At 72.2% G+C, this 22,569-nt stretch carries 17 protein-coding genes; 9 read left to right on the plus strand and 8 right to left on the minus strand.

Annotated features, from left to right (window positions below; all coding sequences use genetic code 11):
* Positions 1 to 203: 203 nt before the first annotated feature.
* The 6 genes from E5082_RS04020 to glgX form a co-directional block, all read right to left on the minus strand.
* A complete protein-coding gene (locus E5082_RS04020) occupies positions 204 to 2,246 on the minus strand; it encodes a M4 family metallopeptidase (RefSeq protein WP_135789865.1) in 2,043 nt (680 codons plus the stop codon).
* Positions 2,247 to 2,532: 286 nt separating this feature from the next.
* On the minus strand, positions 2,533 to 4,293 hold the full coding sequence (locus E5082_RS04025; RefSeq protein WP_135789866.1) for an ABC transporter ATP-binding protein: 1,761 nt from the start codon (positions 4,291 to 4,293) through the stop codon (positions 2,533 to 2,535).
* Positions 4,290 to 6,002: an ABC transporter transmembrane domain-containing protein gene (locus E5082_RS04030; protein ID WP_135789867.1), complete on the minus strand. Its 1,713-nt coding sequence runs from the start codon at positions 6,000 to 6,002 to the stop codon at positions 4,290 to 4,292. Before E5082_RS04030 ends, E5082_RS04025 begins: the two co-directional genes overlap by 4 nt.
* Positions 6,003 to 6,024: 22 nt before the next feature.
* Positions 6,025 to 7,890 (minus strand): ABC transporter ATP-binding protein, encoded by a 1,866-nt coding sequence (locus E5082_RS04035; protein ID WP_135789868.1) that lies wholly within the window; start codon positions 7,888 to 7,890, stop codon positions 6,025 to 6,027.
* Entirely contained in the window at positions 7,887 to 9,689 is a 1,803-nt protein-coding gene (locus E5082_RS04040; RefSeq protein WP_135789869.1) for an ABC transporter ATP-binding protein, read from the minus strand. The genes E5082_RS04035 and E5082_RS04040 overlap by 4 nt, the downstream gene beginning before the upstream one ends.
* 64 nt (positions 9,690 to 9,753) lie before the next feature.
* Positions 9,754 to 11,991 carry a glycogen debranching protein GlgX gene (glgX, locus tag E5082_RS04045; protein WP_190045365.1) on the minus strand — a complete coding sequence of 746 codons (2,238 nt, stop codon included), beginning with the start codon at positions 11,989 to 11,991 and terminating at the stop codon, positions 9,754 to 9,756.
* Between the two features lie 238 nt (positions 11,992 to 12,229).
* Here glgX and E5082_RS04050 point away from each other — a divergent pair, with 238 nt between their 5' ends.
* From E5082_RS04050 to E5082_RS04070, 5 genes are all read left to right on the plus strand, one after another.
* A complete protein-coding gene (locus E5082_RS04050; protein WP_135789870.1) occupies positions 12,230 to 13,462 on the plus strand; it encodes a L,D-transpeptidase in 1,233 nt (410 codons plus the stop codon).
* A 165-nt stretch (positions 13,463 to 13,627) separates the two neighbouring features.
* Positions 13,628 to 14,857 carry a L,D-transpeptidase gene (locus E5082_RS04055; RefSeq protein ID WP_190045366.1) on the plus strand — a complete coding sequence of 410 codons (1,230 nt, stop codon included), beginning with the start codon at positions 13,628 to 13,630 and terminating at the stop codon, positions 14,855 to 14,857.
* A gap of 78 nt (positions 14,858 to 14,935) precedes the next feature.
* Positions 14,936 to 15,703 carry an enoyl-CoA hydratase/isomerase family protein gene (locus E5082_RS04060; RefSeq protein WP_086692920.1) on the plus strand — a complete coding sequence of 256 codons (768 nt, stop codon included), beginning with the start codon at positions 14,936 to 14,938 and terminating at the stop codon, positions 15,701 to 15,703.
* A 303-nt stretch (positions 15,704 to 16,006) separates the two neighbouring features.
* Positions 16,007 to 16,510, plus strand: a complete 504-nt coding sequence (locus tag E5082_RS04065) for an ATP-binding protein (protein ID WP_167513973.1) — start codon at positions 16,007 to 16,009, stop codon at positions 16,508 to 16,510.
* Positions 16,511 to 16,596: 86 nt separating this feature from the next.
* On the plus strand, positions 16,597 to 17,205 hold the full coding sequence (locus tag E5082_RS04070) for an ADP-ribosyltransferase (protein WP_135789873.1): 609 nt from the start codon (positions 16,597 to 16,599) through the stop codon (positions 17,203 to 17,205).
* Here E5082_RS04070 and E5082_RS04075 read toward each other — a convergent pair.
* Positions 17,159 to 17,818 carry a GNAT family N-acetyltransferase gene (locus E5082_RS04075; protein WP_135789874.1) on the minus strand — a complete coding sequence of 220 codons (660 nt, stop codon included), beginning with the start codon at positions 17,816 to 17,818 and terminating at the stop codon, positions 17,159 to 17,161. The genes E5082_RS04070 and E5082_RS04075 overlap by 47 nt on opposite strands.
* 109 nt (positions 17,819 to 17,927) lie before the next feature.
* Between E5082_RS04075 and E5082_RS04080 the strand changes: the two genes are divergently transcribed.
* The gene (locus E5082_RS04080) at positions 17,928 to 18,140 is read left to right on the plus strand and encodes an EF-hand domain-containing protein (RefSeq protein ID WP_135789875.1); all 213 of its coding nucleotides are present in this window, start codon (positions 17,928 to 17,930) and stop codon (positions 18,138 to 18,140) included.
* Positions 18,141 to 18,183: 43 nt separating this feature from the next.
* Here E5082_RS04080 and E5082_RS04085 read toward each other — a convergent pair whose 3' ends face one another.
* Positions 18,184 to 18,741: a GH25 family lysozyme gene (locus E5082_RS04085; protein WP_135789876.1), complete on the minus strand. Its 558-nt coding sequence runs from the start codon at positions 18,739 to 18,741 to the stop codon at positions 18,184 to 18,186.
* A 322-nt stretch (positions 18,742 to 19,063) separates the two neighbouring features.
* Between E5082_RS04085 and proB the strand changes: the two genes are divergently transcribed.
* From proB to E5082_RS04100, 3 genes are read left to right on the plus strand one after another with little or no spacing between them, the layout of a single operon-like run.
* The gene (proB, locus tag E5082_RS04090) at positions 19,064 to 20,158 is read left to right on the plus strand and encodes a glutamate 5-kinase (RefSeq protein WP_167513974.1); all 1,095 of its coding nucleotides are present in this window, start codon (positions 19,064 to 19,066) and stop codon (positions 20,156 to 20,158) included.
* Positions 20,149 to 21,399 carry a glutamate-5-semialdehyde dehydrogenase gene (locus tag E5082_RS04095; protein ID WP_229918955.1) on the plus strand — a complete coding sequence of 417 codons (1,251 nt, stop codon included), beginning with the start codon at positions 20,149 to 20,151 and terminating at the stop codon, positions 21,397 to 21,399. Before proB ends, E5082_RS04095 begins: the two co-directional genes overlap by 10 nt.
* Entirely contained in the window at positions 21,389 to 22,567 is a 1,179-nt protein-coding gene (locus E5082_RS04100; protein WP_135789878.1) for a pyridoxal phosphate-dependent aminotransferase, read from the plus strand. Before E5082_RS04095 ends, E5082_RS04100 begins: the two co-directional genes overlap by 11 nt.
* Positions 22,568 to 22,569: the final 2 nt, after the last annotated feature.

Below are 22,569 nucleotides of genomic sequence, written 5' to 3' on the forward strand. Positions count from 1 at the left end.
GGTGCGTACTGAAGTCGCTGTGCTGCGGCGGGTGGGGAGAGCGTGGCACCAGGGACGCGTACATGTCATGACCCTGTGGTGATGTTGGCCGAAACTTTGCGTCTTGATGTTGTTGCGGGCGTGTGAACGGGGGCCGCCCGGAGGGCTGTTCACCCTCCGGACGGCACCCGTTCACCGGCCGCGAGGGGCGGCGGAAGGGTGGTCTACGGGAAGGTGACCTTCCAGGAGTTGAGCGTGCCCCTGTCCTGAGCCGCCTGGTCCTGAACCTTCAATTTCCAAGTGCCGTTTGCGGGTTCGGCCGACGCGTTGACGGTGTAGGTCTCGTCCACGTCGTCCCCGGAGTCCGAGGAACTGAAGTTCTTCAGCCGGTACGAGGTGCCCGACGGGCCGACCAGATCGATCACCAGATCGCCGCGCCAGGTGTGGGTGATGTTGACGGCCACGCGCAAGTTGCTTGGCGCGTTTCCGCTCCTGCCGGAGACCGTGATGTCCGAGGTGACGGCGGGACCGTTGTCCGGGATCGCCACCGGAGTGGTGGATTCGTACGAGGTGCCCGTGTCGCCGCCGGGCCGGGTGCCGACCCCCACGCCCGCCCAGGCGTTCTGCACGGCCGTGTACTCGGCGCTGGTGGTGCCGTACAGCTCACCGGCGGCTGCCAGGGTGCCGGTGCGGGCGCCCGAGTAGTTGGTGGTGGAGGTCCACTTGGTGGTGAGCGCCCGGTACCAGATCTGGAGGGCCTTGGCCCGGCCGATGCCGGTGACCGGGAGGCCGTCGGCGGTGGGGGAGTCGTAGGAGACCCCGTCGATCACCTTGGCGCCGCTGCCCTCGCTCAGCAGATAGAAGAAGTGGTTCGCCGGGCCGGAGGAGTAGTGCACGTCGACACCGCCGATACCGGAGTACCAGCTGTCCTTGGACGCGCCGTCCTTGCTCGGCTTGTCCAGGTAACGCAGTGGAGTGCCGTCGCCGTTGATGTCGATCTTCTCGCCGATGAGGTAGTCGCCGGGGTCCGAGGCGTTGTTCGCGTAGAACTCCACGCCCGTGCCGAAGATGTCGGAGGTCGCCTCGTTGAGCCCGCCCGACTCGCCGGAGTAGTTGAGCCCGGCCGTGTTGGAGGTGACGCCGTGGCTCATCTCGTGACCGGCGACGTCCAGGGCGGTCAGCGGGTCCGCGTTGCCCGAGCCGTCGCCGTAGGTCATGCAGAAGCAGGAGTCGCTCCAGAAGGCGTTCACATACGAATTGCCGTAGTGCACCCGCGAGTAGGCGCCGACGCCGTTGTTCTTGATGCCGCTGCGGCCGAACGTGTCCTTGTAGAAGTCCCAGGTGACCGCCGCCCCGTAGTGCGCGTCCGCGCCCGCCGTCGCCGGGTCCGAGACGGTGCCGTTGCCCCAGGTGTCGGCGCCTTGCGAGAACAGGGTGCCGGTGCCGGAGGTGCCCCGGTTGAGGTTGTACGTCTTGTGGCCGCCCCGGTCCCCGTCGGTCAGGGTGTACGTGGAGCCGGACTGGGTGGTGGTGAGCGGGACCCGGCCGCTGTACTGGGTGTTGCCGACGCCGGTGCGGACGCCCTGGTACTCGTAGAGCTTCTCGCCGGTGGTGGCGTCGGTGATGACGTGCAGCTCGCTGGGGGTGCCGTCGTCCTGGAGGCCGCCGACCACCGTCTCGTGGGCGAGGACCGGCCTGCCGGTGGCGGCCCAGATCACCGTGCGCACGCTGTCGGCGGCGGACTTGGTGCCGCCGAGCTTCTTCGCCCGTGCCACCGCCTGCCGCTCCGCCGTGGCCTTCGGCACGGCCGGGGTGAGGCCGGCGACCTTCAGCGTGGCGCCGGACGCCTTCACCACGCGCTTGGTCGCGCCCGAGGGCGCGGTGTCCACGATCAGGTCGCCGCCGAGCACGGGCAGGCCCGCGTAGGTGCGCTCGTAGCGGGTGTGCAGGGTGCCGTCGCCGTCCTTGACGACATCACGGGCGACGAGCTTCTCCTGAGTGCCCAGCCCGATCGAACGGGCGGTGTCCGCCCGGCCGGCGTCGGCGTCCCGGATCAGCCCGGCGCGCTGGGCGGCGGTGAGGCGTACCGAGCTGTGGGCGGGGTTCGCCTTGCCCGGCCGGGGCTCGGCCGGAGCCGCGGTCGCCGCGCCGGACTGGACGGCGGCGGCGATGAGCGCGGCGACACCGGCCAGGGCGACGGTGGCGGTGCGGCGGCGCGGGGAGCGGCGTCTGCGGGCGGGGTTGGTGCGGGGGCTGCTGCTCAACACTGACTCCTTCTGCGTGGCCGCCGGTCGCGCGGCCGAGGGAGACCGGACGGTGGGATGGGGCGTCCGGGGCAGAACAGGGCGGTGCGTGCTGCGCGTGCGGGCGCGGGGTGGCGCGGGACGCGTGAGCGCTGTGCGGTCGCTGTGAGTCGGTCGTGGGAAGAGTGACAGGGGAGCGGGGGGCCTGTCAGGAGCGCATCGGGAAGTTGGCCGGAAGGTGCGCCTTCCGTACCAACTCGCCTTTATTGCAGCCGTGTTGAGCAGTGTTGAACAGGTGTGTCGAGGGTCCTCAGACCGTCCCGCCGTCCCCGTGCCAGGTGCGCCACAGCGCCGCGTACGCGCCGTCCGCCGCCACCAGTTCGTCGTGCGTGCCCAGTTCGGTGACGAGGCCGTCCTCCATCACCGCGACCCGGTCCGCGTCGTGCGCGGTGTGCAGCCGGTGCGCGATGGCGATCACCGTGCGGCCCGCGAGCACCGCCGCCAGACCCCGCTCGGTGTGCCGGGCGGTGGCCGGGTCGAGCAGGGCGGTCGCCTCGTCCAGGATCAGGGTGTGCGGGTCGGCCAGCACCACGCGGGCCAGCGCGAGCTGCTGCGCCTGGGAACCGTCGGTCACCCGGCCGCCCTGGCCGAGCCCGGTGTCCAGCCCCTCGGGCAGCTCCCGCACCCAGCCGTCGGCGCCCACGGCCACCAGCGCCCGCCACAGCTCCTCGTCCGTGGCGCCGGGTTCGGCGATCAGCAGGTTGTCCCGCACCGAGCCGAGGAACACATGGTGCTCCTGGGTCACCAGCACCACCTGGCGGCGCAGCCGCGCGGGCTCCAGCTCCGCCACCGGGACCCCGCCCACCGTGACCGAGCCGGAGGCGGGTGCGTCGATGCCGGCCAGCAGCCTGCTCAGCGTGGTCTTGCCCGCACCGGACGCGCCCACCACCGCCAGCCGCTCACCGGGCCGGACCGTCAGGTCCACCCCGCGCAGCACCTCACCGCCCCGCTCGTACGCGTACCGCACCCCGCGCACCTCGATCCGGTCGTCCGCCGGATTCCGCGCGGGGTCCACCGGGGCGCGCGGTGCCTCGGCGATGCCCTCCACGCGGGCGAAGGAGGCTCCACTGGACTGGAGTTGCTCCAGCCGCATCAGCACCATGTCCAGCGGATCGGTGAACTGCCGCATGTACAGCGCCCCGGCCACCACCGCCCCGAGCCCGATCAGCCCGCGCCCGTGCAGCCAGCCCCCGACCAGCAGCACCCCGGCCACCGGGATCGTGTACGAGATCTCGACCGACGGGAAGAACACCGTCCGCAGGCCCAGTGTGCGGTAGCGGCTGCGCCGGGAGACCTCCAGCGCCTCCCGGCTCGCCGCCGTACGCGCCTTCCGCAGCCGGAACGCCTCCACCGTGCGGGCGCCCGCCGCCGTGGCCGCCACGATCTCCGCGACCGCCGAGGTCGCCGCGCCCTCGGCCAGATAGGCGTCACGCGCCCGCCGGAGGTACCAGCGCACCGCCAGCCACACCGGGGTCAGCCCGAGCAGCCCGAACAGGCCCAGCCACGGGCTGAGCGCGAACACGGCGCCGAGGACGAACAGCGCCTGCACCGCGTACACCAGGAGCTCCGGGCCGATGTCCCGCAGCGTGGTGCCGACCGTCGCCACGTCCGCCGTGCCGCGCGCCGTCAGGTCGCCGGTGCCGGCCCGCTCGACCACCGACGCGGGCAGCCCCAGCAGCCGTTCGACGAACGTCTCGCGCACCCGCGCCAGCGTCCGCTCCCCGAACCGGTGCGCCACGTACCGCGCCCAGCGGGCCAGCACCAGCTGGGCCAGCGCGCACAGCAGAATCCACAGCGCGAGCCGGTCCACCGCGGCGGCCCCGCGCCCGGCCCGGACCTCGTCCACGATCCGGCCGACCAGCCAGGGGCCCACGATGCCCGCACCGGCCGCCAGGGCGTTCAGGGCCAGGGCGGCCGCGAAGGCCCGCCCGTCGGCGCGCACCAGCCGGGCGGCGGCCCGCCGTACCGTGCGCCGGTCCGCGACCGGCAGCGCTCCCGTGTCCGTCGTCACCGCGAGACCTCCCCGTCGCCCAAGTCCCTCGCCACCAGCGCCCGGTAGCCCTTCTCGCGGTCCAGCAGCAGCCGGTGCGGACCGCTCGCGGCCACCTTGCCGTCGACCAGGAACAGCACCGTGTCCGCCACGTCCAGCAGCAGCGGCGAGGTCGACGTCACCAGCGTCGTACGGCCCTCCCGCGCCTCGCGCAGCCGGTGCGCGACCGCCGACTCGGTGTGCGCGTCCAGCGCCGAGGTCGGCTCCACGGCGAGCAGCACCTCGGGGTCGGCCAGCAGTGCCCGCGCCAGCCGGACCCGCTGCCGCTGGCCCCCCGAGAGGCTGCGGCCCTGCCCGGACACCACCGTGTCCAGCCCGTCGGGCAGCCCCCGTACGACGTCCTCGGCGACCGCAGCCCGCACCGCCCGGCGCACCGCCGCCTCGTCCGCGAGGCGCCCGGCGGACACCGTCTCCAGCAGCGGTCCGGCGAACAGGTCGGCCTCGTTGTCCGCGACCAGCACCCGCTCGCGCACCTCGGCCAGCGGCACCGCGTCCAGGCGTACACCGCCCCACAGCGCGTCGGTCGGCCCGTACCGGCCGAGGCGGTCCACCACGGCGGTGGTGTCGGCGGAGCGGGCCGCGACCAGCGCGGTCAGCCGGCCCGGCGCCACCCGCACGCCCGAAGCGGGGTCGTGCAGCTCGGCCGGGTGCCCGGGGGCGGTCAGCGTGCCGTCGTCCGGTTCGGGCTCCAGCCGGAGCAGGGCCACCACCCGGCGGGCGGCCACCACCGCGCGGTTCAGGTCGTAGTTCATCTCCACGAAGAACGCGACCGGGCCGATCAGCACCGCCGCGTACCCGTACACCGAGACCAGCTCGCCCACCGTGATCGCCCCCTGGGCGGCCAGCCGGGCCGCCAGCCAGGTCACCGCGGCCAGGAACAGCGTCGGCAGGCCGAGACCGAGCGCCTGCACCCAGCTCGTCACCGCGCCCACCCGGTAGCCCTGCTCCCGCAGCCGCCCGGAGTCCCGCGCGAAGGCGTCCGCGAACAGCGACTTGCCGCCGAGTCCGCCCAGGACCCGCAGGCCCCCGGCGAGGTCGCCGATGCGGGCCGTGAGGATGCCCTGGCGCTCCCGGTACTCGGTCTCGGTGCCCTGGAGGCGGCGGGTCAGCGGGCCGGTGAGCAGCGCGATGACCGGCACGCCCAGCAGCACCACGGCGGCCACCGGGCCGGAGATTGTGAGGAGCTGGGCGGCCACCACCGAGTAGACGACGACCGAGCCGACGCCCGGCCCCATCACGGTCAGCGCCTGCGCGAGGGTCTGCACATCGCCCACCCCCACGGTGACGACCTCACCGGCTCCCACCCGGCGCGGCAGCGCGGCGCCCAGCCTGGCCGCGTGCTCCACCACCAGCTTCACCGTGCGGAAGTTGGCGTCCATCCGCACCCGCGTCATGGTGCGGTGCCGCATGATGCTCAGCCACGCGCAGCCCACCCCGGCCGCGAACATCGCCCCGGTCCAGGCGGCCAGCACCCCGAGCCTTCCCGGCACCAGCCCGTCGTCCACCGCCCGCGACAGGAGGTAGGGCTGGGCCGCCATCAGCACCAGCCACGCCGAGCCGAACACCGCGCCGGCCAGCGAGCGCCCCGGCTGGCGCAGCGCCAGCCACCACAGATAGCGCCAGCCGCCGCGCGTATCAGGTATGCCGGGATCTCCGTACGCGTCGATCATCCTGCCCCCGTTCCACCGGCCGTCACTGAGCCAGACTGTCCCGCCACGCCTTGTGCAGCTCGGAGAACCTACCGGAACCGGCGATCAACCGGTCCGGGCGCCCGTCCTCGACGATCCGGCCGTGCTCCATCACCAGCACCCGGTCGGCGATTTCCACCGTGGACAGCCGGTGCGCGATCACCACCGCCGTACGACCGCGCAGCACGGTCGTCATCGCCCGCTGCACCGCCCGCTCCCCGGGCACATCCAGCGAGCTGGTCGCCTCGTCCAGGATCAGCACCGCCGGGTCGGCGAGCAACGCCCGGGCGAAGGCCACCAGTTGGCGCTGACCCGCGGAGATCCGGCCGCCGCGCTTGCGTACGTCGGTGTCGTAGCCGTCGGGCAGCGCGCTGATGAACTCGTGGGCGCCGATGGCCTTCGCCGCGTGCTCGATCTCCTCCCGCGTGGCCTCGGGCCGGCCGATGGCGATGTTGTCCGCGACCGTGCCGGAGAACAGGAACGCCTCCTGGGTCACCATCACCACCCCGCGCCGCAGTTCGGGCAGCGCCAGCTCGCGCAGGTCCACCCCGTCGAGCAGGACGGAGCCCTCGGTCGGGTCGTAGAACCGGGCCAGCAGCTTGGCCAGCGTCGACTTGCCCGCGCCCGTGGAGCCGACCACGGCGACGGTCTGCCCGGCCGGCAGCGTCAGGTCGAAGCGGGGCAGCACCTCGCCGCCGGTGCGGTAGGCGAACCGCACCCCGTCGAAGACGACCTCACGGCCGGGGAAGTCGCTCTTCAGCGGCGGGAGTTCGCGGGACTCGGCGGGCTCGGGCACGGACGGGACCTGGGCCAGCAGGCCGGCGATCTTCTCCAGCGAGGCGGCCGCCGACTGGTAGGAGTTGAGGAACATCCCCAGCCGGTCGATCGGGTCGTACAGCCGCCGCAGGTACAGCACCGCCGCCGCCAGCACACCGAGGGCCAGGGTGCCGGAGGCCACCCGGTAGGCGCCCCACAGCACGATCCCGGCGACCGCCGTGTTGGCGACCAGCCGGGACCCGACCACGTACCGCGCCATCTCCAGCAGCGAGTCGCCGTTGCTGCGCTCGTGGTGCCGGTTGAGCGTGGCGAACTCGGCGTCGTTGGCGGCCTCGCGGCGGAAGGCGCGCACCGGGCGGATGCCGTTCATCGTCTCGACGAACTTCACGATCAGCGCCGCGATCGCCGTGGAACGGGCGGCGAACACCTCCTGCGCGCGCCGCTGATAGCGCCGCACCAGCAGGTACAGCGGCACGAACGAGGCGACCGCGACCGCGCCGAGGCCCAGGTCGAGCCAGAGCAGCAGGGCGGAGATGTACACGAACGACAGCACCACCGTGACCAGCTCCTGGAGCCCCTCGTCGAGGAGTTCGCGCAGCGCCTCCACGTCCGTGGTGGAGCGGGAGATCAGCCGGCCGGAGGTGTAGCGCTCGTGGAAGTCCACGCTGAGCGCTTGCGCGTGCCGGAAGATCCGGCCGCGCAGGTCCAGCAGCACGTCCTGGTTGACCCAGGCGGACGCCCGGATGAACGCGTACTGCAGTCCGCCGGAGGCCAGCGCGCACAGCGCGTACCCCGCCGCCACCGCGAGCAGTGGCCCGTGGTCGTGCCGGCGCACGGCCGGTACGGCGGTGTCGATGGCGTACGCCACCAGCAGCGGGCCGGTCTGCGCCGCCGCCTGCTGGAGCAGCAGCAGGAGCACGGTGAGCGCGACGCGGGCCCGGCGCGGGGCGAGCAGCGAGCGCAGCAGCGCGGCCGTGGCGCCGGGCGGGGTGGGCAGGACGTCTCGGTCGAAGGGGTCGCCGGAGTCCTGCCCGCGTTCTGGTCCTGGCAGGTCGTCGTCCGTGGTGGGGGCGGCGGACGTCGTGGTGGTCATCGGGAATCCTCGGGTTCCTCGGGAGCCTCGCGCGGGCCGCCGGACATCAGATGGGCGTACTCGGCGTTGGTGCGCAGCAGTTCGTGATGGGTGCCCACGGCGGTGATCCGGCCGCCGGAGAGCAGGGCGACCCGGTCGGCCAGCAGCACCGTGGAGGGGCGGTGGGCCACGATCAGCGCGGTGGTGTCGGCCAGCACCCGGCGCAGCGCCGCCTCCACGGCCGCCTCGGTGTGCACGTCGAGCGCGGACAGCGGGTCGTCCAGCACCAGGAACTCCGGCCGCCCGGCCACCGCGCGGGCCAGAGCGAGCCGCTGCCGCTGGCCGCCGGACAGGCTGAGGCCCTGTTCGCCGACGCGCGTGTCGGGGCCCTCGGGCAGGGCGTGCGCGAAGTCGGCGTGCGCCACGGCGAGCGCCCGGTCCAGCTCCTCCCGGCCCGCGTTCTCCCCGGCGCCCATGAGGACGTTCTCCGCCACGCTGGTGGAGAACAGGGTGGGCTCCTCGAAGGCGACGGCGACCCGGGCGCGCAGTTCCTCGCGGGGCAGCGCGGTGATGTCCACGCCGTTGAGGGTGATGCGGCCCGAGGTGGCGTCGTGCAGGCGGGGGACCAGCGAGGTCAGCGTGGTCTTGCCGCTGCCGGTCGCGCCGACGAGCGCCATCGACTCGCCGGGGCGGATGTGCAGGTCGACCCCGTCCAGCACCGGGCGGGCGTCGGGGGCGGCGTCGGCATGGCGGAAACCCACCCCCTCGAAGCGGAGGCCGCGTTCGCCGGGCTCGGGGGCGGCGGGGGTACGCGTCTCCGCCTCGCCCTCGGGACGCTCGTCCAGCACCTCGAAGTACCGTTCCGTGGCCGTCGCCGCCTCCTGGCACATCGCCAGCAGGAAGCCGATGGACTCCACCGGCCAGCGCAGCGCCAGCGCCGTGCTGAGGAAAGCGACCAGCGTGCCGGCCGACAGCGCGCCGTCCGCCACCCGCAGTACGCCCAGCACGAGCGCGGCCCCGATCGCCACCTCCGGCAGCGCCACGATGACCGCCCAGATGACGGCCAGCAGCCGCGCCTTGCCGAGCTCGGTGTCCCGCAGCATCAGCGCCGTACGGCGGAACGCGCGCGCCTGGCTGAGGTGGCGCCCGAAGCCCTTGACGACCCGGATGCCGAGCACGCTCTCCTCGACCAGCGTGGTCAGGTCCCCGACCTGGTCCTGCGCCCGCCGGGCCGCGTGCGCGTACCGCTGCTCCACGACCACGCAGACCCACAGCAGCGGCACGGCGGGACCGAGCACGACCAGGCCGAGCACCCAGTCCTGCACCAGCATGATCCCCACCCCGACGACGATCGTCACGCCGTTGACCAGCAGGAAGGTCAGAGGGAAGGCGAGGAACATCCGCACCAGCATCAGATCGCCGGTGCCCCGCGACAGCAGCTGGCCCGAGGGCCAGCGGTCGTGGAAGGCCACCGGGAGCCGCTGGAGGCGCCGGTAGAGGTCGGCGCGCATGCCCGCCTCCACACCCGCCAGCGGACGGGCCACCAGCCAGCGCCTGATGCCGAACAGCAGCGCCTCGGCCACCCCGATCAGCAGCAGGTACAGCGCGCCCAGCCAGACCCCGGCCGGGTCGCGTGCGGCCACCGGGCCGTCGACCATCCACTTCAGGACGAGCGGGATCACCAGACCGAGACAGGAGGCGACGACCGCGATGGCGGCGGCCGCGAACCAGCGTGCGCGCACCGGACGTACGTAGGGCCACAGCCGCAGCAGGGTGCGGGCGGCGGAGCGGCGCCGGGCGGGGGGAGAGTTGGTGGACACCGGGGTCAGCGTACGGACCGGCCCCCGTCCCGCCCACCGAGTTTTCCGGCCCCTTGGCACCTCCTCAGACGACCCGCAGCAGCAGCACCGTCCGGGCCGGCACGGTGATGTCGGTGTCCGCGTCGAGGACCGTGCCGGGCGCCCGGAGCTGCTCCTCACCAGAGGTGTCCACCACCACCTCGTACCCCGTCGCCCAGGGTGCGCCCGGAAGGGTGAAGCCGGTCGGCTCGTGCCCGGCGTGCAGTACGGTGAGGAAGCTGTCGTCCACCACCGCCGCGCCCCGCTCGTCCCGCCCTGGAATGTCCCGGCCGGACAGATACATGCCAAGTGTGGCGGCGGGCGCGTACCAGTCGCGCTCGGTCATCTCCGTGCCCCGCGCGGTGAACCAGGCCAGGTCCCTGAGGCCGTCCGCCGAGTGCGCGCGGCCGGAGAAGAAGGCGCGGCGGCGCAGCACCGGGTGCGCGTGGCGCAGCGCGATCAGCCGGCAGGTCAGGTCGAACAGGGGCCGCCAGTCCGGGTCGTCCAGCAGCGACCAGTCCAGCCAGCTCAGCTCGCCGTCCTGGCAGTAGGCGTTGTTGTTGCCGCCCTGGGTGCGCCCCAGCTCGTCGCCGGCGACCAGCATCGGCACCCCGGTGGACAGCAGCAGCGTGGTCAGCAGGTTCCGCAACTGCCTTCTGCGCAGGGCACGTACGCCCTCGTCGTCCGTCTCGCCCTCGGCGCCGCAGTTCCAGGAGCGGTTGTCGTCGGTGCCGTCCCGGTTGTCCTCGCCGTTCGCCTCGTTGTGCTTGCCGTGGTACGAGACGAGGTCGCGCAGGGTGAAACCGTCGTGCGCGGTGACGAAGTTGACCGAGGCGTACGGGCGGCGGCCGCCCCAGGCGTACAGGTCGCTGGAGCCGGACAGCCGGTAGCCCATCTCGCGGACGTCGGGCAGCGCGTGCCGCCAGAAGTCGCGCACGGTGTCGCGGTAGCGGTCGTTCCACTCCGTCCACAACGGCGGGAAGGCGCCCACCTGGTAACCGCCGGAGCCGATGTCCCACGGTTCGGCGATCAGCTTCACCCGGCGCAGCACCGGGTCCTGGGCGATGACGGCCAGAAAGGGCGACAGCATGTCGACGTCGTGCATCGAGCGGGCCAGCGCCGCCGCCAGGTCGAAGCGGAAGCCGTCCACGCCCATCTCGGTCACCCAGTAGCGCAGCGAGTCCGTGATCAGCCGGAGCACCTGGGGCTGGACCACGTGCAGGGTGTTGCCGCAGCCGGTGTAGTCGGCGTACCGGCGGGCGTCGGGCTGGAGGCGGTAGTAGCCCCGGTTGTCGATGCCCTTCAGGGAGAGCGTGGGCCCGAGTTCGCCCGCCTCGGCGGTGTGGTTGTAGACCACGTCGAGGATCACCTCGATGCCGGCCGCGTGCAGTGCGCGCACCATCCGCTTGAACTCGCCGACCTGCTGGCCGGTGGTGCCGGAGGCCGCGTAGGCCACGTGCGGGGCGAAGTAGCCGATGGAGTTGTAGCCCCAGTAGTTCTTCAGGCCCCGGCGCAGCAGATGGTCCTCGTGCGCGAACTGGTGGACGGGAAGCAGCTCCACCGCCGTCACGCCCAGCTTCACCAGGTGCTCGACCGCCGCCGGGTGCGCGAGACCGGCGTAGGTGCCGCGCAGTTCCTCCGGGATGCCGGGGTGGAGCTTGGTGAAGCCCTTGACGTGCAGCTCGTAGATGACCGAGTCCGCCCACGGCGTCTTGGGGCGGCGGTCGTCGGACCAGTCGTCGTCGTCGTGCACCACCACGCCCTTGGGCACGAAGGGCGCCGAGTCCCGCTCGTCCCGCACGGTGTCCGCGTAACCCTGCTCCGGCCAGTCCCGCACGTGCCCGTACACCTCCGGCGGCAGCGCGAACTCCCCGTCCACCGCGCGGGCGTACGGGTCCAGCAGCAGCTTCGCCGGGTTCCAGCGGGCGCCGGTCCACGGGTCCCAGCGGCCCTCCACCCGGTAGCCGTAGCGCCGGCCGGGCAGTACACCGGGCACGAAGCCGTGCCAGATCTCGTGCGTCAGCTCGGTGAGCCGGACCTGGGTCTCCCGGCCCCGCTCGTCGAACAGGCACAGCCGCACCGCCTCCGCGCCGCCCGCCCACAACGCGAAGTTGGTGCCCGCCACCCCGTCCGGACCGGTACGGAACCGGGCCCCCAGAGGCGTCGGCGTCCCCGGCCACGCGGGCGGCGCGGCGCGCCGGGCACCGCGCACCGGGGAAGTGGCGGTCCCGCTCTGGGCGGCCGGTTCCCCGGCCCGTGCCCGCTGCTCGGCTGCGCTCGTCACCAGTCGGCCCCTCTTTCAGTGGCTCGGCCTTCCGGGGCACGACCGCCCGCGCCGAACGGCCGACCGCACCCGAGGGCCTGCCAAGGCCCCGGGCACGCTCGGCCGGCCGGTACGGCAGCGCCCCGACGGCTCCGGCGCGGGCGCGGCGGCTCCCCTTCGCGTCGTCCTTCCCTCTGTTCTGCCCATCCGGGCGGTCGCACTCACGTTTCCCCGGAGCGGGCCGCGTCGTTGTGTCGGCGTGAGGCACCTACAAGGACGCGCGCGGCGCGCGCTGGCCGCACTGGCCACGGCACTTTCATGGACGGGACTGCTGGCCGGGGCCGCCGGCTGTACCGCGGACGGCTCCGGCCCCCTGGGCATCGGCGGCCCGCCGGGCAGACCCCCGGCCGTCGAGGACGTCATCCGGGTGACCCCGGACGACGGCGGCAAGGGGGTGCGCCCCGGCGAGCGGCTGAGGGTGAGGGTGCCCGCCGGGCGGCTGGAGAAGGTCACGGTGACCCGCTCCCAGGACGCCCGGGACACCGTCGTCACCGGGCACATCGTGGAGGACGGCCGTACCTGGAAACCGGACGACGACAAGCTGGCCCTCGCCGCCCGCTACACCGTGGACGCGGTCGCCGTGGACGGCGACGGCCGCCGCTCCGCCCGGCACACCACGTTCACCACCTACGTCCCCGACCAGCGGTTCATCGGCTACGTCACCCCGGAGAACCGTTCCACGGTGGGCACCGGGATGATCGTCTCCCTCGCCTTCAACCGGGACATCACCGACCGGGCCGCCGTGGAGAAGGCCGTACGCGTCACCGCTAAGCCTGCCGTCGACATCCGTGCCCACTGGTTCGGCAAGAACCGGCTGGACTTCCGCCCCGAGCGCTACTGGAAGCCCGGCACCGAGGTCACCGTCGACCTCGCCCTGCGCGACGTGGAGGGGGCGCCCGGCGTCTACGGGCTCCAGCGCAAGACCATCGCCTTCACCATCGGCCGCAGCCAGGTCTCCCTGGTCGACGCGGCCGCGCACACCATGCAGGTGCGCCGGGACGGCGAACTCCTGGCCACCGTGCCGATCACCGCGGGCGCCCCCAAGACGCCCACGTACAACGGCAAGATGGTGGTGATGGACATGCTGGAGGTGACCCGCATGAACAGCCAGACGGTCGGCTTCGGCGGGGAGTACGACATCCCGGACGTGCCGCACGCCATGAAGCTCACCGACTCCGGCACCTTCCTGCACGGCAACTACTGGTCGCCCGAGTCGCCGGGTGAGGTCAACGTCAGCCATGGCTGCGTGGGGCTGAGGGACGTCAAGGGCGGCGGCGCGGACACCCCGGCGGGCTGGTTCTTCGACCGCAGCCTGGTCGGGGACGTCATCGAGGTCGTGCACAGCAAGGACAAGACGGTCTCCCCGGACAACGGCCTCAGCGGGTGGAACATGGCATGGAAGCAGTGGAAGGCGGGCAGCGTGCTCCAGTGACCCGGTGAGCTGCGAAATTCCGGGTATCGGCGCCTGGTTGAAGTTGCGACTGAACGGTGACATTCGACGGACACCGAGCCCGGAACCCGGCGGCTAGCATGCCCGAATGAGCGCGGGACGCGCCGGGGTGTGGACCTGTGACCAGGTCCGGGAGGGGAGAACGACTTGAACGTGCGGCCGATATCGGGGGCTTCGGCAGGAACTCGGCACAGGGGTCGTAAGGGGCTGGCGCTCATGGCGGGGGCGCTCGTGCTGTCGCTGGCCGCCTGCGGCGGCGGTGAGACCACGGGGAGCGGGTCGGACAACGCCAAGAACAAGGAGGGCCAGGACAAGCAGTCCTCGGCCGCCGTCACCATCGCGCCCAAGTCCGGTGCCACGGCGGTGGACACCAGCGGCGCGCTGAACGTGAAGGTCGCCGGGGGCCGGCTGACCAGCGTGGTGGTCAAGGACAGCAAGGGCACCGAGGTCGACGGCACGCTCGCCAAGGGCGGCGCCGCCTGGACCCCCGTCCGGCACCTGGCCGCCGCCACCAAGTACACGGTGCACGCGGTCGCCGAGGACTCGCGGGGGCGCAAGGCCGCCGAGGACTCCAGCTTCACCACGCTGACGCCGAAGAACACCTTCATGGGCACCTTCACCCCGGAGGACGGTTCCACCGTCGGCGTCGGCATGCCGTTCTCGCTGCGCTTCACCCGCGGCATCACCGACCCGGCCGCCGTCGAGAAGGCCATCCGGATCAGGACCGAGCCCGCGGTGGACGTCGCGGGACACTGGTTCGGCAACGACCGCCTGGACTTCCGCCCGGAGAGCTACTGGAAGCCCGGCACCAAGGTCACCGTCGACCTCGACCTGGACGGCGTCGAGGGCCGCGACGGGGTGTACGGCAAGCAGCGCAAGACGGTGAAGTTCACCATCGGCCGCAGCCAGATCTCCTACGTCGACGCCAAGAAGCACACCATGAAGGTCGTGCGGGACGGCAAGACCCTCAAGACCCTCCCGGTCACCACCGGCAAGCCCGGTTACGAGACCTGGAACGGCAAGATGGTCATGACCGAGAGGCTCGCCGTGACCCGGATGAACGGCGAGACGGTCGGCTACGGCGGCGAGTACGACATCAAGGACGTGCCGCACGCCATCCGCCTCACCGACTCCGGCACCTTCATCCACGGCAACTACTGGGGCGGCGGAGCTTTCGGCAACTACAACGCCAGCCACGGCTGCGTGGGCCTGCGCGACGTGCGCGGCGGCTACGACGGCGGGGTTCCGGCGGCCTGGTTCTTCAACAGGTCCATGGTCGGTGACGTGGTCATCGTGAAGAACTCGCACGACCGCACGGTCGCCCCGGACAACGGCCTCAACGGCTGGAACATGAGCTGGGCGGACTGGAAGAAGTAGGAACCTGGCGAGACGGGCCCGGTGCTGTGAGGAACGGCACCGGGCCCGTCGGCGTTAGTGGCCGTTAACCTGCTGCGCATGACCGTGAATCTCGAAGTCGCCGAAGGCGTCGGCACGCTGCGCCTGGACCGGCCGCCGATGAACGCGCTGGACGTCGCCACGCAGGACCGGCTCAAGGAACTCGCCGAGGAGGCGACGCGCCGCGAGGACGTGCGCGCCGTGGTGATCTACGGCGGGGAGAAGGTGTTCGCGGCGGGCGCGGACATCAAGGAGATGCAGGCGATGGACCACACCGCGATGGTCCTGCGCGCCCGGGCTCTCCAGGACGCCTTCACCGCCGTCGCCCGCATCCCCAAGCCCGTCGTCGCCGCCGTCACCGGGTACGCCCTCGGCGGTGGCTGTGAGCTGGCGCTGTGCGCGGACTACCGGATCGCCGGGGAGAACGCCAAACTGGGCCAGCCCGAGATCCTGCTCGGCCTGATCCCGGGCGCGGGCGGCACCCAGCGGCTGCCCCGGCTGATCGGCCCCTCCAAGGCGAAGGACCTCATCTTCACCGGCCGCATGGTCAAGGCCGACGAGGCCCTCGCCCTCGGCCTGGTGGACCGGGTCGTCCCGGCCGGCGAGGTGTACGAGCAGGCGCACGCCTGGGCCGCCCGGCTCGCCCAGGGCCCGGCGCTCGCGCTGCGCGCCGCGAAGGAGGCGGTCGACGCCGGCCTGGAGACGGACATCGACACCGGGCTCACGGTGGAGCGGAACTGGTTCGCGGGGCTGTTCGCCACCGAGGACCGCGAGCGGGGGATGCGCAGCTTCGTGGAGGAGGGTCCGGGGAAGGCCAAGTTCCTCTGAGGGCAACGGACGTGCTCCCAGAACCCGACAAGGGCCCTTGTGCCCCTTGCAATTGACGCGTCGTCTGATTCGGCTCTCCCGGCGGGCCGGTTTATGGCAGCCTTAACCGCACCTTAAGCCTGCCTCGCCGAGGGAGCCGCACGATTGCCCGGAACCGAGCCGTCGCCGCAGGTCGACCGGGCCACCGCCGACCCCCACCTGCCATTGGCATATGCCGAGGGACTGGAGCAGACCGGGGGCGCACGGGGGGCGTATTCCTCAGGATCGGCCCCGGAGCCCCGCTGTGACGGCCATCATGGGTCCATGGCGGGGCTGGATGGCATCGATCAGCCACGGGGACACAGCCGTGCTGCCGCGGCGCGTTGGTCGCCCGCGGTCGAGGACGAACAAGGGCTCAGAGCGCTCGAACTGTTCGGCAACCCCGCGGAGGCGGAGGTTCCGCTCCCGTCGCGCCCCGAGTCCGCCGCCACCGCGCGCAGACTCGCCCAGATCGTCATTCTCCGGCACTGGGGGCTGACCCCCAAGCTGACCGAGGACGCGGTCTTACTCGTCTCCGAACTCGTGGGCAACGCCGTACGTCACACCGGCGCCCGCGTGTTCGGATTACGGATGCGCCGCCGGCGCGGCTGGGTCCGCGTCGAGGTGCGTGACCCCTCGCGGGGGCTGCCCTGCCTGATGCCGGTGCAGGAGACGGACATCAGCGGGCGGGGGCTGTTCCTCGTCGACAAGCTCGCGGACCGCTGGGGCGTCGACCTGCTGCCCCGGGGCAAGACCACCTGGTTCGAGATGCGGGTCTCCGACCGCTAGGAACGGCTGACTTGAGGCGGACGGACACGCCCCCGATGGGGTGAGGGTCCACCACCCGCCCCGGCCGGAGCGCCATCGTGCGGGGCATGATCACAACTCGTCTGCGGCGCAGCGTCACCGCTGCCGCTCTCTTCTTCGGCGCCGTCCTCGCCACCACGGCCGCCACGCCCGCCGCCGCTCCCGCGGAGCTGAAGACCCGCGCCGCCGCGCCCTCCTGTCCGCAGTTCCAGGACAAGGTGCACGCCGCCGCCGACCGCCGGGTGGACGTCGGCCGGATCACCCCGGACCCGGTGTGGCGCACCGGCTGCGGCACCCTCTACCGCAGCGACAGCCGCGGCCCGGCCGTCGTCTTCGAGGAGGGCTTCCTGCCCAAGGACACGGTGAACGGGCAGTACGACGTGGAGCAGTACGTCCTCGTCAACCAGCCCTCGCCGTACGTCTCCACGACCTACGACCACGACCTGTACAAGACCTGGTACAAGTCGGGCTACAACTACTACATCGACGCACCCGGCGGGGTGGACGTCAACAAGACCATCGGCGACACCCACAAGTGGGCCGACCAGGTCGAGGTCGCCTTCCCCGGAGGCATCCAGCGCCAGTACGTCATCGGCGTCTGCCCGGTCGACAAGGCCACCAAGACCGAGATCATGAGCAACTGCCGGAGCAACCCGTACTACCGCCCCTGGCACTGAGCAGCAGCTCGGCGCCGACGGGCCGATAACCGGCCACCAGGAACGCCCGCACACTCCGGGCGTTCCCCGGCGAAACCTGAGCCCACACCGGCCCGTCGGACAACTGCCGTGCGGCCAGGGCCAGTCCGCGCCCCAGCCCGGCTCCCTCACCCTCCACTTCCAGCGCCGCTTCCAGCCGTCCACCCACCCCGCGCCCGATCACCAGCAGCCCGCCGTCGGCCACCCACACGCGGACCGAGTCCCGGCGCCGGCGCGCGCGGACCACCCGGGGATGCCCGGTGTCCGCGATCTCCCGCAGCGCCAGTGCGGGCGGGCCCGGCAGGGGGGTGCCGACCCAGAGGGCGTCGACGGTCTCCGCCGCGCGGCCGGTGCGGTCCATGAGGGCGGTGAGGAAGCGGGGGTGCATGGGGGCGGCGAGGGGGTCGCAGTCCACGGCGGCCAGGGTGGCGCGTACCCAGGCGGGGTCCTCGTCGGTGAGGACGAGGGTGTGCGCGGTGAACGCCAGTACCCCGGCGTCCCGTCGGCAGAGCTGGGGCAGGACGGTCACCGTGCCGTCCGGGGGCAGGAACCGGTCGTCGGCCACCGCGTCGAGCAGTTCCGGCAACGTCTCCATCGTGCCCGCCTCTCGGTCCGGGGGAACCGCTGGTGGTGGGGAGCGTTAATCTGACCAGCGGCAGTACGCCGACACGGTATGAGAAGTACGAGTACAGAGGGGCGGATCGGTGGCGGACATCGAGGAAGCACGCAAGCAGTTCCAGCGGATCGACGCGGACGGCGACGGGTTCATCACCGCCGCCGAGTTCAAGTCCGCGCTCGCCCAGCAGGGCGACTTCAACGTCACCGAGACGGTCGCCGAGGCGGTCATCAAGACCCGCGACATCGACGGCGACAAGGTGCTGACGTTCGACGAGTTCTGGGCCTACCTGAACAAGTGACGTACCCGGCAGGGGTGTCCGCGCCGCGCGGACACCCCTCCCGTCACCTCCCGGTCGCCCACTGCCTGAGCGCGGCCTTGCTGGAGAAGTCCGCCACGTTCTTGTCGTGCGGCTCCGAGGTGTACTGGTGGAACTTCCAGTCCGCCTTGATCCGGGGCTTGCCGGCGCTCACGTAATCGGCGATCCACAGCCCGTCGCCCGCGTACGACGTGGTGTCGATGTTCAGCCAGTAGTCCCGGTTGGTGTACAGCACCACCCGGTTGTCCGGCCGCAGACTGCGCAGCTTGCGGATGAAGCTGTCCTTCTCGGCGTTGCTCGCGTGCGTGCCGTCACCGGTCACCTCCCAGTCGACGGCCAGGATGTCGCCCGGCCGGTCGGGGGCGTGGCTGAGGAAGTACTCGGCCTGGTCGGTGAGATTGCCCGGCCACAGGAAGTGGTAGAAACCCGTGACCAGACCCGCGTCCCGCGCCGTCTTCGTCTGGGCCGCGAGTCTCGAGTTGACGTACGAACGGCCCTCCGTCGCCTTTATGAAGGCGAACGAGAGTCCGTCGGTCTCGTACGACGAGGACTGGTACGCGCTGACGTCGATGCCATGGAGCATGCAGGTCTTGTGCCCCCGCCACCACCGCTCGGAACATCCCGCCTCCGCGCCTGTCGACACGCCGCCGCACCAACCTGCGCTCCCGTCAGGTCAATTGACGGTGAAGAACCCCTTGACTTTCTGAGCAGGTACGAAGAAAACTTCTCGAAGTTGCCGCAGTGTGTCCACAGGCGCCCCGGAGATGTCCGGCGGACCCGCGCACCGCGTGCCGTTCCCGCGACGCCCTCGGATTCTCCGAGCGGCGTCGTACTCGTTCTCGCCGCTCAGCGTCTCTGCGCTCAGCGCTTCTCTGCTCATCCGCGTACGACGGGGGTGCGAACGTTTGCCCGAGACAGAAGCCTTACGCACGGCGGACGCCACGGCGTCGACCTGCGTCGTCATCAAGATCGGCAGTTCCTCCCTGGTCGAGGGCGCGGGGGTGGACGCCGCCAAGGCGGACGTCGTGGCCGGCATGGTGCGGCGGCTGCGGGACGAGGGCCTGACCACCGTCGTCGTCGCCTCCGGCGCCATCGCGCTCGGCCGGGAGACCCTCGGTGACGGTCCCGGCGAGGCCGGGACCCGCCGACAGGTCATGGCCGCCCTCGGCCAGGGCCCGCACTTCCAGGCCGTCGGCGCCGCCTTCGCCCGGCAGGACCTGACCTGTGCCCAGTTCCTCCTCACCCCGCGCGACATCTGGGAGCCCGAGCACGGCGCCTCCGTCCGCGCGGCCCTGCTGCACACCCTGGCGGCCGGCGTCGTACCGGTCGTCAACGAGAACGACGCGATCATGGTGCGCAACAACGACGTGCTCGCCGCCCTGCTCGCCGCGCGCCTCGGCGCGCGCACCCTGATGCTGCTCACCGACGTGGACGGCCTCTACGACCGCAACCCCCGGCTGCACCCCGACGCCCGCCGCATCGACGTCGTGGACACCATCACCGCCGGCCTGGAGGCGGCAGCCGGCGGCGCCGATTCCGCGCACGGCACCGGCGGCATGGCGGCCAAACTCGGCGCCGCCCGGATCGCCACCCGCAGCGGCGTACCCACCGTCATCGCCCGCTTCGACGGCGCCGACGCGGCCGTCGAGGCATGCCGGGGCCGACCGCGCGGCACTCTGGTGCGCGCCACCAGGACGGCCGACCCCCTCCAGGCGCTGTGGTGCGCCTTCGCCCAGCCCCCCGGCGGCCGCCTGGTCTGCACCCCGGACGGAGAGGCGGCGCTCGCCGCCCGCGGACCGCTCGACCGGCAGGGCGTCGCCGCCGCCGACGGCGACTTCCCCGCCGGGACCGTCATCGACCTCGTCACGGCACACGGTGACCTCCTCGCCCGCGGCCGCGCCCGCGGAAGCGCCAAGGAGATCACCCGGCTCCCCGCCGGAGCGCCGGTGCTGCATCCCGATGAATACGTCAGCCTGCTGGAGGTAGAACCGTGTCCGTGATCGACATCTGCCGTGCTGCCAAGGAGGCCGCCGCCGAACTCCGCGTCCTGCGGACGGAGGTGAAGGACACCGCGCTGAACGCCATGGCGGACGCCCTGGAGACCCACCGCGAGCGGCTCATCGAGGCCAACGCCGTGGACGTGGAGAAGGCCCGCGCCGCCGGGGTCTCGGCCACCCTCGTGGACCGGCTGACGCTGACCGACTCCCGGATCGCCGGCATGGTCCGGGCCATCCGCGTCATCACCGGCCTGCCCGACCCGGTGGGCCTCGGCGTCGGCCGCCAGGAGCGCCCCAACGGTCTGGTCATCGAGCAGGTGCGCGAACCCCTCGGAGTGGTCGCCGTCATCTACGAGGCCCGCCCCAACGTCACCGCCGACGTGGCCGCGCTCTGCCTGAAGTCCGGCAACGCGGCCGTGCTGCGCGGCTCGTCCATCGCGTACCACAGCAACGCCGCCATCATCGAGGTACTCCAGGAGGCCCTGGCCGGTGTCGAGGGCGTCCCGGACAACGCCGTGCAGCTCATCCACGACGTCTCCCGAGAGGCCGCGCTGGAACTGCTGCGTGCCAAGGGCTACATCGACCTGCTGGTGCCGCGCGGCGGGCCGGAGCTGATCCGCACGGTCGAGGAGAACGCCACCGTCCCCACCGTCATCGACGGCGACGGCAACTGCCACACCTATGTCGACGCCACCGCCGACCGGGAGATGGCCACCGCCATCGTCGTCAACGCCAAGACCTCACGGCCCAGCGTGTGCAACGCGATGGAGACACTGCTCGTCCACCGCGACCTCGCCGAGGAGTGGCTGCCCGGTGCGCTGGACGAGCTGAAGGGCCTCGGTGTGGAGGTACGCGGCTGCGAGCGCGTGCGCGCGGTGTGGCCGGCGGCGGTGCCGGCCGAGGAGAAGGACTGGGGAACCGAGTACCTGGACCTGATCCTCGCGGTGAAGGTCGTCGACGACCTGGACGAGGCCATCACCCACATCGGCAGGTGGGGCACGATGAACGCGGACGGCATCGTCGCCCGGGACATCGCCGTCGCGCAGCGCTTCACCCGCGCCGTCAGCACCGGCTCCGTCTTCGTCAACACCTCCACCCGTTACTCCGACGGCGGCGAGTTCGGCTACGGCGTCGAGATCGGCGTCTCCACGCAGAAACTCCACAGCCGCGGTCCGATGGGCCTGGAGTCGCTGACCTCCGTCAAGAACGTGGTGTGGGGGAACGGACAGGTCCGTGTCCTCTGACGCCGCCGGGACCCTCGGCCGCGGCCGTCCCGGACGGCTGGACGCCATCGGCCAGGCATCCTCCATCGCCGTCAACAACCTCGTCTACGAGATGAAGGAGGCGGGCCGGGACGTCATCACCCTTTCCCTCGGCGAAGCCTTCTTCGACCTCCCGCTGCCGGCGTTCGCCGCGGGCACGGGCGTCGACCTGCACCACTACACCCACTCACGAGGCGTGCCCCGCCTGCGCGAGCGACTCGCCGCGTACTACCAGGACCAGTGCCGGGTCCCCGTCGACCCCGAGCGCGAACTCATCGTCACCGCGGGTTCCAAGATGGCCCTGTTCATGGCGCTGCTCGCGGTCGTGGACCCCGGCGACGAGGTGCTGGTCCGCGAGCCGCTGTGGGTCAGCTACCCCGATCAGATCCGGCTGGCGGGGGGCGTCCCGGTGGCCGTACCGCACCAGGTGCCGGTCGGCGAGCTGAAGAACCACATCACCCCGCGCACCCGCGCCATCGTCGTCAACAACCCGCAGAACCCGTCCGGGAATCTGCTCACCGCCGACGAGGTGGCCGAACTGCACCGGCTCGCCGACCGGTACGGGCTCACCCTCATCGCGGACGAGGCGTACAACGAATTCGTGCCGCTGGGCGCCGAGTTCATCTCCCTCGGGGTGTGCGACCCGGAGAAGCGGCACACGGTGATCTGCAACTCGATGTCCAAGAACTACGGGATATCGGGCTGGCGGGTCGGCTACCTCATCGGAAACGGCGCCTTCCTCGACGACGTGCTCAAGCTTCAGCAGCACATCGTCACCTGCGCCCCCTCGATCCTGTGCCACTTCCTGGCCGACCACTTCACCCGCCTGCTCGCGGTGACCCGCCCGCAGATCCAGGAAGTGGTCGCCCGGCGCAACCGCGTCGAGAAGACGCTCACCGCCGCCGGGATCGAGACCCTCTCCGGGGATTCGACTTTCTACCTGTTCGCCGACATCGGCCGCACCGGCGCCGACAGCGAGCGGTTCGCCCGCGACCTGCTGCTGGACCACGGGGTCAGTGTCGTCCCCGGCAGCGGGTACGGCGCCTCCTGCGCCGGATTCGTACGCGTCTCCGTCGGGGCCGAACCGGAGGCACGCGTGAGTGCCGGGATCGACCGGCTGATCACGGCCGCGGTTCCGGCCCGCCGATGAGC

Origin of the sequence: Streptomyces griseoluteus (assembly GCF_004784465.1) — a bacterium.
In the GTDB taxonomy this organism is placed as follows: domain Bacteria; phylum Actinomycetota; class Actinomycetes; order Streptomycetales; family Streptomycetaceae; genus Streptomyces; species Streptomyces griseoluteus.